The sequence below is a fragment of the Staphylococcus sp. AtDRG32 genome, assembly GCF_004365845.1.
GTDB lineage: Bacteria > Bacillota > Bacilli > Staphylococcales > Staphylococcaceae > Staphylococcus > Staphylococcus hominis.
Window position 1 is genome coordinate 1 of sequence record NZ_SODE01000002.1, and the last position, 13,395, is coordinate 13,395.

Genomic DNA, 13,395 nt, shown 5'->3' on the forward strand with positions numbered 1-13,395 from the left:
GTCCTCCTGGGTATGTTTTTGTCGTTAAAAACATTGTACCGTAAAAGGACTGTTATATGGCCTTTTTACTTTTACACAATTATACGGACTTTATCCAACTATATATATTAATTTTTATAACTCATAAGAAATTTAAAAGAAAAACCTAATACAAAGAATATTTATATTTTTATTAATGAATATGCCTAAAATATTACTATATAACCATTACATTTCTCTACTTTACATAATAAAGTGTTATAGGTAGCTATCATGAATAATGTATACATTTTTAATTTTTTATTCTTATCCATATATTACTAGATAGCCATTTTATGTTGAATGTATCTATGTGATAATGAAAATACAATTCTATTAAAGGAGATGATTTTATGAAAAAACGCACATTACTTCCAACTTTATTATTTGCTAGCTCATTAACATTCACAGGTTTTTCAGCGACAGTCAATGCTGAGGATGGTGCCAAAACCGTATACGGAGAGAGTTTACCAAATAGCGCAGATACAGATGGAGATGGTTGGGCTAATGTAGACTTCAATACTTCATCCCTCCCACGATCTGCACAAAATCAAATAAGTGAACTTTCTAAACAGAAAGATTCAGGGGAATTAACTCAAATCGAGTATAATGAGAAAGTTTCAAGTGTATTTAATGAATATCAATCACAAAGTACTGATATACAAAGTAATGAGAGAACTCAACAAGGAAAAAGACCTTTCGGAGGCGTGATACCTAATGGTATGACTCAAGAAGAATACCAAGAATTAGAAAGTAATGTTCCTAACCCTAATAGTGTATCCACAGAAAAATATAATCAAATTGTAAAAAATGAAAGTCAAAAGATAGCTAATGAAGAAAATAAAACTATTAATACACCTCAAGGTGAGTTGACACCTGTAACTGAAAATAAAAACAAGAGTTCTGAAGGAATGAAAAATCAAGATTCAAACTCTCAAGTATTACCAGAAACAGGAGAAAGCAACCAAAGTGATATATTATCAATAATTGGCGCTTCTGGACTACTAATATTAGGTATAAGTCTTTTAATATTCAGAAAAAAATCAACATAAAAATTGATAAAATAACCACCTGTTTTACATAAACACGGTGGTTATTTTATTATATATTTAATACATATTATGCTATGGATATTAAACAACTTTTTTAACCCATGTAATTTACGTTTTCTTGCTGAAAAAATATCAACACAATCTAATTTAAAATGCTGAAAAGGAGTTGTAATGTGAAAAAAATCATTTTACCTATATTAATTGTTAGTTTATCGGTAATTTTAGTGAGTTGTAATAATAACGATTCAGAACATCACAATGATAATAATTCTAGTGATACTAACACCTCAGAAAACAAAGATAATGAAACACCAAATGAAATTGACGAAAAAACTAACACATCTGATAGTGAGGATAATTCAGAAAGTAGCAATAAACAAAATAAAGAACAAAATGATAATAAAAAACAAGAAAAAAATAATGATAGTAATAAGAATCAACAATCTACTGATAAAAATAAAAGTTACTTAAATAATTTTAACTCGGAAGAAATTGAATATGCACGAGTTTGGTATCAGTTAATATCTACAAGAAATGATTTAAAAGGTATTAGAAATGTTTATGTTACAGAAATACCAAAAGGCTCAAAAGTAAATCCACAAGCCCAAAATAGTGCAATTTATAAAGAAAAAGTTGTGAAATTAGAAGCTCCTATGAGAGCTGGTGGGTCAGTAACATATAGCAGTAATGGTGATGGAACAATTAATGTATATAATAATATTCCTTATAAATGGGAAAATTCACAAAATAGTGATTATAGTCAAATGAATAAGATAACAAAAAAAGCAATAGAGGAGAATATTGAAACAGTCTATATTAAACCCTACGACAATAAAACAGTAGCTAAGTTAGCAAGTAAAATTAGATATAATAAGTAGTTAGCAGATTATTAATAAGTACATTAGAAAGATTATTTAGCAAACAAATATTATTCGTTATAATACTCACGTATATTTTAATACTTTTGGAATTTAAACGCTTTGATTTTTTTTCGTTTTAAGATAAAAGAGCCTTCAAAAAGGCTCTTTTTTAGTTCACATAATTAATTATTATAGGAAATGAATTCGTATACCTTATGTATTTCTTCACTTTATAGATGTCTTTTAATATATAAATATTAACTTCAATAATAAAATCAAGAGAAAATGCAAAAAACGTATATATGGTAATATTAAATTAATAAAACTATATGTGAGTTAAGGAGATATACTTTTGTTTAATAAGATTATAAGTAATTTAAATGAATATGAATTAAAAGCACGAATCTTTCCAGCAATTCTTACTATTCTTCCATTTGTAATCACAACCTTACTATGGTTCCCTCAACTCATTAGTTTAGAATCAAGTTTACTTATATCAATAATATTAATAATATTATTATTTTTTTTAGGAAAATTAGCACGAGAAAGAGGAAAAAATGTTCAAAGTAAGTTAATTCAGAAATGGGGCGGTCTTCCGGCCACATTACAACTGTCTCATTTGGATAATACGATAGATATCGAAACTAAAAAACGTTATCACAATTACTTACAAAAAAATATTGAAGGGTTAAAGTTACCCAGTCGGAATGAAGAAATTCAAAATCCTAAATCTTCACAAGATAAATATGAATCTGCAGTAAAATGGTTACTCGAAAACACCAGAGATACAAAAAAATTCCCATTACTTTATCAAGATAATATAAACTATGGTTATAGTAGAAATATGCTTGGAATGAAATGGCTAGCTGTGATTATTTCGATCTTTTCTCTTGCTTTAAATTTTTATCTACTCTATTTTCTAAAATATGAACCTATTGATGAAGTTACTATAAACGTTATAATTTCAATATTAATCAATTCTTTTATTATTATTAGTTGGATATTTTTCGTCAATGAAAAATGGGTTAAAAGTACTGCTGAAGCTTATGCAAGAACATTATTATCTACCTGTGAAAAGCCACTTGAAAGTTAATACAAACTTTCAAGTGGTTTTTTATAGATTTAAAGTTCCGATATAATTGAGTCCTGGTAAACTTTGTGGATTTTCCATTTCTAAGTATGTAGTGCTATAAGCATCACTTTTCACATGTATATGGACTTTTCCTGGGACACAATCAAATACTATATCGCCTGTAGAATTTTGGGTTATCTTATTATATCCTTGATAGTAATTTAAATGTACTGTGTCTGCTTCTCCAATAACTATTATTTTGGGATTTAATTTGTCGAGAATTGATTTTGGAACTCTACCACTTTCTCTTCCATGATGTGGAGCAAATAAAATATCTATTTCAGGCCAGTCCACCCATTCTTCAATTTTTTTCATAAATTCAGTTTCTAAATCACCCATCCATAAAACCTTTACGCCATCCTTTAAATTATATTGAATTATTGTAGAGATATTATTGGGGCTTTCTTCTCTACTAACTTTTAATAATTCTTGTTTATAATCTTCATTATTCGTATCCGGCCACAATATACTCAAACCAGAACTTCCTCTAACGTTATCTCCCAGATTCAGCCACCTTCTACTACAACTCTTATATACGTAAAACGCCTTAGAAGAATCTCTGAGAGCTTTGTATTTCTTAAAACTTTTGCTCGGATCGTTTTTTTTAGCATTATTTTTTACACAATAAAAATTTGAAATACCGATTTTTTCTTCAATATCTGACAAACCAGATATATGGTCTTCATCAGGATGCGTCGATATAAATCTTGATATCTCTTTTGAAGATGATTCTTCAATTAATTCTTCTAATATTTCCACCTGATTTCTATCATTAAGATTACAATCAATCATAGTAAAGTTGTCAGAACCATGTTTAATGTAAAACATATCTCCATTATCAACTGAAAAAGACTTAATTATACTCATTATAAACCTCCTTGTAATTCATTCTATGAACAGTATATTATCATATAAACTATTTGAAGGAATAAATTATAATAGTATTAAATTTCTCTATTATTCTTTTAAACACTCTTTTTTCCATTTATTTTAAAATCGTATTTTTAACAATAATTGGCTAGCATTTAGCCACTCATTTTTTGCGTAAGCAAAAATATAAGGGGATTGGGGATATTCCCCAACAAGCCGGCGATGCTACCACGTATGTGGCTAGCAAAGCCAGTGCTTGCCCAAACCACTATATTAAGTAATATCTTTCGTAGAAAGCGTAGTGGGATGTATGAGCGAACAAAACCAAAAACCCAACCGTAAGGAGCCGAAACAAATTAGTTTTCTTGTGAGCGAATCCGAATATTTAAAGTTAAAGCAGTAGGCTGAAACTTTAAATATGAGTGTGCCTGCTTTCGTTAAGAAAAAGCACAAGGCAGTCGATTGGTCACACCTAAATTTGATGTTGAACGACTAACACCTTTTTTTACGATTTCCTCACCTATAAGTTTTTGTTCGGCATATAAAAATTTAATCTTCTTCTTTTTATGATCAGGTAATGAAGGTCTTCCGCCCCGCCTTTTCTACCTCTTGCTCTGACGGCTTCCAATCCTTTATTTATTACTATTTATTTCAATATATCATAGTATTAGAAACATACATAAATGAACTTTATCTTTTATTAACATAAGTTATGATTATCAGAAGTGCCGTCACTATAAAACTAATTATTATCCATTTTTTATCTTTCTATTAAAATTGAGAGATAGTAAAAAAATTAGCTACCTTTGTTGCTAACTTTTTTTGTTCGAAGAAAATAAAAATGCACCTAAGAATAATAAAAGTCTTTCAAGTGTAAGATCAAATTGATATTGTATATATGAGAAAAATATAAACAATAATGAGAATATATTTACTACTTGTATTGCTGGTTTTCTTAAACGATTTAATGATTCTTCCAATTTATTTAGCCACCTTTATGAAAATATTGAACTGATGGATGTCCCAAAATGTTTTACATTATTATGCTATCAGAATTATGCTATCAAACATTAAATTTTTGAGACTCTTCCACACATTAGAATTTCTTATAACGCTCACTTTTTCATTAGATTTATCCTTAACAATATCAGTAGCAGATTTACCTCTGAAAAATTTCTATTCAGACAAGAGTAATATGCCTGTACCGACTACTAAATCTAATCCCGCTCCTATTGGTCCAGCAATATTTGCTCCTATAGAAGTTGAGAACTATGTTGATACATTTGAGAATCTTTTAATTAATATATGTAACATTTTGATAATATGAATTTATGAATAATTAAAAAGGAGCATTTTAGGTATGAAGCAATATATGTTATCAAAAGTATTGTTAAGTGTATCTATTGTAACAGAGTCTGTTGTAGCTCCAATAGTAGTATCTAATGCTGATCAAATTCATGCAGCTGACAAACAAGATGGTATTAGTAACTTAACTCAAAAAAATAAAAGTGTTCTACATTTATCTATTACCGATAGTAATATTACTGGTAAAATAAATGATAATGAAATCTTAACACTATCAGATGGTAAGACGACAAAACAAATTGGTATAAATGTACTTTAGGTACAGCTACTGATGCTGTTATTGACGGCATATCTGGTGGCGTTACTGGTGCTACAGCTTACATGTTCTTTCTCAATTAAGGAAAAATGAAGTAGTTCAGTTCTAGGTAGCGGCAATGCTAAAAATGAAGAAATATATTTAGATATTGAAGAGAATGGCAATATTTTAGAAGTAAAAGAGTCTCTTACAATTTAAAAATTGTAGAGACTCTGAATATAAACTTGAGTTTAGTTAGCATATCTACTAAATAGTAATTGATTTGTGAAATATTCTTTAGGTTCGATTGTTTTTTTAATTTTACCTGTTTCTTTTAACCATAATTGTAAATCATTGTAAAAGTCAGAACTCATTGATAAATCGTTAGTGAAACATTTTGCTGTGGCTTGTATTGTGGATTTGTTTAAATCTTCACTTACGTCTGTATTCGTATATGAAGAATAGATATTAATTGCTTCTTCAAGGTTAGTTTTAATATATTGAATTGCTTTTTGTATAACTTTAATAAATGTTTTGATTTTTTCTTCTTCAGAGTGTAACTTATCAGGGGTAGTGATAAAAATTAATTGGCAAAAGTCAGGAACATTGTAATCTTTTAATGCAAAATAATCGACATTTAATCCTTTACTTTTTGCTTCTAAAATTTCAAAGTTTTCAAATATAAGTGTTGCTGCATCTGCTTTATCATTTAACAATGCATCAGTATGATAAAAACTATTATTTACTGGTATAATATCACCATCTGTATATTGAGCGCCATCAGCTTTAATCATGGTTTTTGCAATAGCAATACCACCAAGACCTGGAGCTCCTGGGTACTGGAGACGTTTGCCAATTAAATCTTTTGGTGTTTTAATACCTTTATCTTTTTTATACATTATACCGCCATTGGTATGTAAGAATCTTGCGAAGCCTACAACATTTTGGTTGGATGCTTTATCTTCTACTAAATGGATAGGTTCTGTAATTGCGATATCCATTGTACCTTTTTCGATTTCATCTAAAGCATCAAAATGTTCTTCAGGTTCAATCATCTCAATCTCTAAATTTTGTTCCTTAAACCATCCTTTTTCTATACCTAAAATTAATGGCATGTGATCAGGATTTAAAAACCATTCTAAACCAACTCTTAATTTCTCCATAAAAAAATCCTCCAATAACTCAATTTTCTACGCAAAAAAGTGAATACTGAAAGACGTCAAGTAATATGTAAGTCACTTTCCTACGATGGTACTAACCAACAGGTTTAAGGGTTGAAAGTAAGTACTTTCTCTCAGCAATCAATTGCACCCCTAGTGAATATGTTGTTATATACATTAACATAACATATATTCTAGGTTAATTAAATCTGATATTTTGTTTACATTTACTTTATCAGATTATTTCATTTGTATATTTATATCATTTTGTCGATCATTTCATAATGTATAAGATAGATATATTTTGAAGTAATTAAGTAAAAAATAAACGGAATTTTCAATTTAATTTAAAAAATTAAAAAATTCCGTGAAATATATTTCGTTTTTTAGTAAACTGTCTACTAAGGAAGAAAGTAAGTAGTGAGATATTGTTTGATTTGAAGCCATACCTCACATCTAAATTAAATATAAGGGGATGACAGTAGATTATGGATTTATTAATTGGTACGTTGTTTTTAGTTTTAGTCTTAGTGATTTTTACGTTATTTACATATAAAGCACCTAGTGGTATGCGTGCGATGGGAGCTTTAGCTAATGCAGCCATTGCGACATTTTTAGTAGAAGCTTTTAACAAATATGTAGGTGGAGAAGTATTTGGTATTAAATTTTTAGAACAACTAGGTGACGCTGCGGGAGGTCTTGGTGGTGTTGCTGCTGCTGGGTTAACAGCCTTAGCTATTGGTGTTTCACCTGTATATGCATTAGTTATTGGAGCTGCTTGTGGTGGTTTAGACTTACTTCCAGGCTTCTTTGCTGGTTATATTGTAGGTTATCTTATGAAATATACAGAAAAATATGTTCCAGATGGCGTGGATCTTATTGGTTCAATCGTTCTTCTTGCACCACTTGCACGTTTAATTGCGACGGGTTTAACGCCAGTAGTGAATAATACATTACTAAAAATTGGTGACATTATTAAAAGTAGTACGGACACAAATCCAATTATTATGGGGATTATTCTTGGAGGCATTATTACTGTTGTAGGTACAGCGCCGTTAAGTTCAATGGCTTTAACCGCCTTACTTGGTTTAACTGGCGTGCCAATGGCCATTGGTGCTATGGCTGCATTTAGTTCGGCATTTATGAATGGTACGCTTTTCCATCGTTTAAAATTAGGCGATCGTAAATCAACAATTTCAGTAAGTATTGAACCGTTATCTCAAGCTGATATTGTCTCTGCGAATCCGATACCAGTGTATGTGACAAACTTCTTTGGAGGAGCTGTTGCAGGTTTAATTATCGCTTTATCTGGTATGATCAATGACGCAACAGGTACAGCAACACCCATTGCAGGATTCTTAGTGATGTTTGGTTTTAATAGTCCAATGAAAGTGATGATCTATGGTGTTATAATGGCCATTGTAGGTGGTTTAGCAGGCTTCCTTGGTTCTCTTGCATTCAAAAAATATCCAATTGTTACAAAACAAGATATGATAGATCGTGAAGCAAAAAGAAAAGTTAAAACAGCATAAATATGAGTGACTTCTTTGTCGAAATATGGCAAAGAAGTTTTTTTGTTGTACGTTTTAAATTTTCTATCTCATATTTTTTGTGTAATAATATAATAAAAAGTTACACATATTGTAACGTTAATACACATGATGTGTATTGAATTTTCAATACTAAACCTCTGACAAAGGAGTGGGCTAAGATGCAAAATTTAAGAAATAGAAATTTTTTAACATTACTTGATTTTTCAAAAAAAGAAATGGAATTCTTACTTAATCTCTCTGAAGATTTAAAACGTGCAAAATATTCAGGCATCGAACAACAAAGACTTAAAGGTAAAAATATCGCTTTAATTTTCGAAAAAAATTCTACACGCACACGTTGTGCGTTTGAAACGGCAGCTTATGATCAAGGTGCTCATGTGACGTATCTTGGGCCTACAGGTACACAAATGGGAGTGAAAGAAACGGCTAAAGATACGGCTCGTGTTTTAGGTGGGATGTATGACGGTATCGAATATCGCGGTTTTTCTCAACGTACTATTGAAGAAATTGCAGAATATGCGGGTGTGCCGGTTTGGAATGGTTTAACGAATGAAGATCATCCAACACAAGTGCTTGCTGATTTTTTAACTGCAAAAGAAGTATTAAAAAAAGCTTATGAAGACATTCATTTCACATATATTGGTGATGGACGTAATAATATGGCAAATGCATTGATGCAAGGCGCAGCTATTATGGGAATGACATTCCATCTTGTGTGTCCGAAAGAGTTAAGACCTAAAGATGAGTTACTAAAAACATGTCAGTCATTGGCTGATAAAAACGGCGGTACTATTTTAGTGACTGACAATATTGATCAAGGGGTGAAAGGATCGGATGTGATTGCTACAGATGTATGGGTGTCGATGGGTGAACCTGACGATACTTGGGAAGAACGTATTAAATTATTAGAACCTTATCGCGTAACAAAAGAATTAATAGAAAAAACAGGCAATCCACATACCATTTTTGAACACTGTTTACCTGCTTTCCATAATGCAGAAACAAAAATTGGTAAACAAATTAAAGAAAAATATGGTTTGAATGAAATGGAAGTCACAGATGAGGTCTTCGAAAGTGATCGTTCTGTTGTCTTTCAAGAAGCCGAAAACAGAGCACATACGATTAAAGCAGTAATGGTGGCAACTTTAGGCGAATAGAGAAAAAGGGGGACCTATGGATGTCTAAAATCGTGGTCGCATTAGGTGGCAATGCTTTAGGGGAATCACCGAAAGAACAATTAGAGCTTGTAAAAGGAACAGCTAAATCATTAGTTGGTTTAATAAAAAAAGGATATGAAGTTGTCATTAGTCATGGGAATGGACCACAAGTGGGAAGTATTAATTTAGGATTAAATTATGCAGCAGAACATGAACAAGGCCCGCCTTTTCCATTCCCTGAATGTGGCGCAATGAGTCAGGCGTATATCGGTTATCAAATGCAAGAAAGTTTACTTAACGAACTCCATACTTTAGGTATCAAGAAAGAAGTTGTAACACTCGTAACACAAGTCGAAGTAGCAAACGATGATCCAGCGTTTCAATCACCAACAAAACCAATTGGACTATTCTATACTAAAGAACAAGCTGAAAAAACAAAAGAAGAAAAAGGATATACTTTTATGGAGGATGCAGGACGTGGGTACCGTCGCGTTGTGCCCTCTCCTCAACCTATTAATATTGTTGAACTTGATAGTATTGAAACACTCATTAAACATGGCACGCTTGTGATTGCAGCGGGTGGTGGCGGTATCCCAGTTGTTAAGGAACAAGATCGTTATCAAGGTGTCGATGCAGTCATTGATAAAGATAAGACAAGTGCATTACTTGCAGCTCATTTACAATCGGATCAATTAATTATTTTAACAGCCGTTGATTATGTTTATATTAATTACGGAAAAGACAATCAAAAAGGACTAGGTGACGTCACAGTCGATGATATGAAAGGATATATTGCCGATAATCAATTTGCGAAAGGCAGTATGTTGCCAAAAGTAGAAGCAGCTCTTCAATTTATTGAAAAGAATCCCAAAGGTAGTGTATTGATTACTTCTTTATCAGGTTTAAATGATGCGCTAGAAGGTAAAATTGGTACACGTATTACAAAATAAATAGTTATATTAAATCGCTTGAGCCTAATATATGTATTTTACATATGTAGGCTCAAGTTTTTTTATGAGTTATTCAAATATCTAATAGTTACAAGTTCTACTTCGGATTGTCTGAGATTATATTCATAGACCATTTCATTTTAAAACATCCTTTGATTTAATCAAGGAATAATGTAAACTTATAATTATATAAAGTTTACAATTATGAGTTTTATTAGTGTATTTTAAAAGATAGGAGTGACAAACATCATGACATTAAATCTAGCAGAACGTGTATTGAATGGAGAAGCGTTAACTAAAGAAGAGTGTCTAAGTCTATTTCAAGACGAGACGATTGATACGTTTGAATTATTAAATGAAGCCTATATAGTAAGAAAGCATTATTATGGTAAAAAAGTAAAACTTAATATGATTCTCAATGCTAAAAGTGGCATTTGTCCAGAAGATTGTGGTTACTGTGGGCAATCTGTCAAAATGAAAGAAAAACAGCGTTATGCTTTGGTAGATCAAGAACAAATTAAAGCAGGGGCACAAGTCGCGACAGACCATAAAATTGGGACGTATTGTATTGTAATGAGTGGACGTGGTCCTTCGAATAAAGAAGTAAATCATATTTGTGATACGGTAGAAGATATTAAAGCTATTCATCCACAACTTAAAATTTGTGCGTGTTTAGGTTTGGTTGATGATGAACAAGCAACACAGTTAAAAGAAGCTGGTGTCGATCGGTATAATCATAATTTAAATACAAGTGAACGTTATCACGAGGAAGTTGTGACAACACATACATATGAAGACCGTGTGAATACAGTTGAAGTGATGAAAGCACATCACATTTCACCTTGTTCTGGCGTGATTTGTGGGATGGGAGAAACAGATGAAGATATTATCGATATGGCATTTGCGTTGAAAGAGATTGATGCAGACAGTATTCCAGTAAATTTCTTACATCCGATTAAAGGTACCAAGTTTGGTGGGTTAGACTTATTATCTCCAACAAAGTGTTTACGTATCTTAGCTCTGTTTAGACTGATTAATCCCACAAAAGAAATTCGAATTGCGGGTGGTCGTGAAGTCAATTTACGTTCACTTCAAGCAACTGCACTTCAAGCGGCTAACTCTATCTTTGTAGGCGATTACTTAGTGACAGGCGGACAGCCTAATGAACTTGATTACCAAATGATTGAAGATATGGGATTTGAGATAGATGGGTAATGATATATAGATAAAAGAAACGTTCTCACTAAAAAATAGGGAGAACGTTTTTATTTTTGTTATTAGAGTTTCATACTACATAGTAATGAGTCAATTAAATACATATAAATTTATGTTTATGATTTTTCCGAATGATCATTATTTAGAGTTTTACTATCCTTTTCGCGTTTTTCGAGTGGAATAGAGTAATCTTTATCATCCTTAACATATGACATTTGGAAATGTTTTGTATGTTCTCGTCGTAAGGCACGCATAATTGAAATAGTCATCAAAAGTAAAATGATTGAAAATGGTAAACCAGTAACGACAGAAGCTGTTTGTAAGCTTGTTAATCCCCCTGCTATAGTCATTGCTACTGAAATAGCCCCAATAAGTAAACCCCAAATGACTTTGTGTTTTATTTTTGGATTTTCACTGCCTCCAGTAGCCATTCCAGCAACAATATGCGTTGTTGAGTCAGCACTTGTGACAATGAATAAAAAGATTAACAAAATGGCAAGACCGCTTGTAATATCAGATAATGGAAATTTTGATAATAATTCAAATAAAGCAACCGTATAATCTTTATCTACAAGACTAGCAATTTTATCGCCACCCATAGCAAATTTGACAGCCATACCACCGAAGCCACAAATCCAAACGAATGAAATGAGTGGAGGTACTATAAGCACACACATAATAAATTCTCGAATGGTGCGACCGCGTGATACACGTGCAACGAAACCTCCAATAAATGGTGACCAAGAAATAACCCATGCCCAATAGAAGACAGTCCATTGTTGAATCCAAGCATTGTTATTTGTGTACGGATCAATACGTAAACTATATTCGACAAAGTGTCTTATGTAGTCTCCGATAGCAAGTGTGTAAGATTCAAAGATAAATTTTAAATCCCCGAAGATAAGCATAAAGACAAGTAATAAAGCGCCTAATATAATATTAAGGTTACTAAGCCATTTCACACCTCGTCCTAGACCTGTAATACCAGATCCAATGAAAATAATCATCATTAATACTGTAATAGAAATTTTAGTGATATTGTTATTTGGTACATGGAAGACATGATTTAACCCCCCACTAATTTGCATAATACCCAGTCCAATTGATGTTGCTATCCCCATTACGGTAGCAATAATTGCTAAGATATCAATGATATTTCGAAAAGGACGTTTATAGGCTTCACCGAAGACAGGTTCCATAGCAGTAGAAATTAAACCATCTCGTTTTTTACGGAATTGAAAGTATGCGACGATAAGCCCAGCCATTGCAAAAATAGACCATTGTGAGATTCCCCAATGAAAAAAGGTATAACCCATAGCAAGACGTGCAGATTCTGGTGATTGATCTGGCACTTTTCCTGGGAAAGGAGAATGAAGATAGTGTGTCAGTGGTTCTGCAACTCCCCAAAACACAATACCAACACCTAAGCCAGCAGAAAATAACATGCCAATCCATGACATGAAAGAAAATTCAGGTTCTTCATTATCGTCTCCTAATTTGAACCGACCATATCTAGAAGCAGCTAAAGAAATTAGAAAAATATCTAAAATAAATATAATAAGTAAGAAAAGCCAACCAAAAGTATTTGAAATAAAATCGTACATCGTTTGAGCGTGTGTACCAAATGTTTTAGGAAATATACCAGCAATTGCAGTGATAATAATAATAATAGACACTGAAATGATATAAACCAGTCTGTTATTTCTTTTACGTTTGTCATTCATGAATTAATTAAGTCATCCCTTTATAAAATAGTTGTTTTGATTATACATATAATTATGAATATTTTCAAAATTCATTTTAATCGTTTATAAATTAGTTTAAAGAA

12 protein-coding genes, 3 pseudogenes and 1 riboswitch are annotated in these 13,395 nt (G+C 31.7%); of the genes and pseudogenes, 9 read left to right on the forward strand and 6 right to left on the reverse strand.

The features are described 5' to 3' along the window. Positions 1-371: 371 nt before the first annotated feature. The 3 genes from BDW25_RS04085 (at position 372) to BDW25_RS04095 (ending at position 3,023) form a co-directional block, all read left to right on the forward strand. Positions 372-1,070 (forward strand): LPXTG cell wall anchor domain-containing protein, encoded by a 699-nt coding sequence (locus BDW25_RS04085; RefSeq protein ID WP_133944870.1) that lies wholly within the window; start codon positions 372-374, stop codon positions 1,068-1,070. A 173-nt stretch (positions 1,071-1,243) separates the two neighbouring features. Then, positions 1,244-1,948, forward strand: coding sequence for a hypothetical protein (locus BDW25_RS04090; protein ID WP_133944872.1), 705 nt, complete (start codon positions 1,244-1,246; stop codon positions 1,946-1,948). Positions 1,949-2,282: 334 nt separating this feature from the next. Next, a complete protein-coding gene (locus tag BDW25_RS04095; protein ID WP_133944875.1) occupies positions 2,283-3,023 on the forward strand; it encodes a hypothetical protein in 741 nt (246 codons plus the stop codon). Positions 3,024-3,044: 21 nt separating this feature from the next. On the opposite strand, the gene BDW25_RS04100 is transcribed toward BDW25_RS04095, so the two are convergent. Next, positions 3,045-3,929, reverse strand: coding sequence for a ComEC/Rec2 family competence protein (locus BDW25_RS04100; RefSeq protein ID WP_133944877.1), 885 nt, complete (start codon positions 3,927-3,929; stop codon positions 3,045-3,047). Positions 3,930-4,242: 313 nt separating this feature from the next. Between BDW25_RS04100 and BDW25_RS04105 the strand changes: the two are divergent. Next, positions 4,243-4,421: pseudogene (locus BDW25_RS04105) on the forward strand (plasmid mobilization protein); the annotation flags it as partial. Here BDW25_RS04105 and BDW25_RS11015 read toward each other — a convergent pair. Together BDW25_RS11015 and BDW25_RS04115 are read right to left on the reverse strand one after the other, a co-directional pair. Beyond that, a pseudogene (locus BDW25_RS11015) lies at positions 4,415-4,566 on the reverse strand (recombinase family protein); the annotation flags it as partial. The pseudogenes BDW25_RS04105 and BDW25_RS11015 overlap by 7 nt on opposite strands. A 178-nt stretch (positions 4,567-4,744) precedes the next feature. After that, positions 4,745-4,912, reverse strand: coding sequence for a hypothetical protein (locus BDW25_RS04115; protein WP_239667867.1), 168 nt, complete (start codon positions 4,910-4,912; stop codon positions 4,745-4,747). Between the two features lie 380 nt (positions 4,913-5,292). On the opposite strand from BDW25_RS04115, the gene BDW25_RS04120 reads away from it, so the two are divergent. After that, positions 5,293-5,556: a hypothetical protein gene (locus tag BDW25_RS04120; RefSeq protein WP_002449319.1), complete on the forward strand. Its 264-nt coding sequence runs from the start codon at positions 5,293-5,295 to the stop codon at positions 5,554-5,556. A 227-nt stretch (positions 5,557-5,783) separates the two neighbouring features. Here BDW25_RS04120 and BDW25_RS04125 read toward each other — a convergent pair whose 3' ends face one another. Both BDW25_RS04125 and BDW25_RS11020 read right to left on the reverse strand, forming a co-directional pair. Continuing rightward, positions 5,784-6,695 carry an ABC transporter substrate-binding protein gene (locus BDW25_RS04125; protein ID WP_133944879.1) on the reverse strand — a complete coding sequence of 304 codons (912 nt, stop codon included), beginning with the start codon at positions 6,693-6,695 and terminating at the stop codon, positions 5,784-5,786. Between the two features lie 60 nt (positions 6,696-6,755). Next, positions 6,756-6,857, reverse strand: a riboswitch (TPP riboswitch). Positions 6,858-7,179: 322 nt separating this feature from the next. Further along, positions 7,180-7,263: pseudogene (locus BDW25_RS11020) on the reverse strand (hypothetical protein); the annotation flags it as partial. Between BDW25_RS11020 and BDW25_RS04130 the strand changes: the two are divergent. From BDW25_RS04130 to bioB, 4 genes are all read left to right on the forward strand, one after another. After that, complete coding sequence (locus tag BDW25_RS04130; protein WP_239667868.1) at positions 7,223-8,224, forward strand: PTS sugar transporter subunit IIC; 1,002 nt, start codon at positions 7,223-7,225, stop codon at positions 8,222-8,224. The pseudogene BDW25_RS11020 and the gene BDW25_RS04130 sit on opposite strands and share 41 nt — an antisense overlap. A gap of 179 nt (positions 8,225-8,403) precedes the next feature. After that, positions 8,404-9,402 (forward strand): ornithine carbamoyltransferase, encoded by a 999-nt coding sequence (argF, locus tag BDW25_RS04135; protein WP_049436994.1) that lies wholly within the window; start codon positions 8,404-8,406, stop codon positions 9,400-9,402. 20 nt (positions 9,403-9,422) lie between these two features. Then, positions 9,423-10,352: a carbamate kinase gene (gene arcC, locus BDW25_RS04140; protein ID WP_133944881.1), complete on the forward strand. Its 930-nt coding sequence runs from the start codon at positions 9,423-9,425 to the stop codon at positions 10,350-10,352. 249 nt (positions 10,353-10,601) lie between these two features. Beyond that, positions 10,602-11,567 carry a biotin synthase BioB gene (gene bioB, locus BDW25_RS04145; RefSeq protein ID WP_002454695.1) on the forward strand — a complete coding sequence of 322 codons (966 nt, stop codon included), beginning with the start codon at positions 10,602-10,604 and terminating at the stop codon, positions 11,565-11,567. 116 nt (positions 11,568-11,683) lie between these two features. On the opposite strand, the gene BDW25_RS04150 is transcribed toward bioB, so the two are convergent. Next, entirely contained in the window at positions 11,684-13,291 is a 1,608-nt protein-coding gene (locus BDW25_RS04150) for a BCCT family transporter (RefSeq protein WP_133944883.1), read from the reverse strand. Positions 13,292-13,395: the final 104 nt, after the last annotated feature.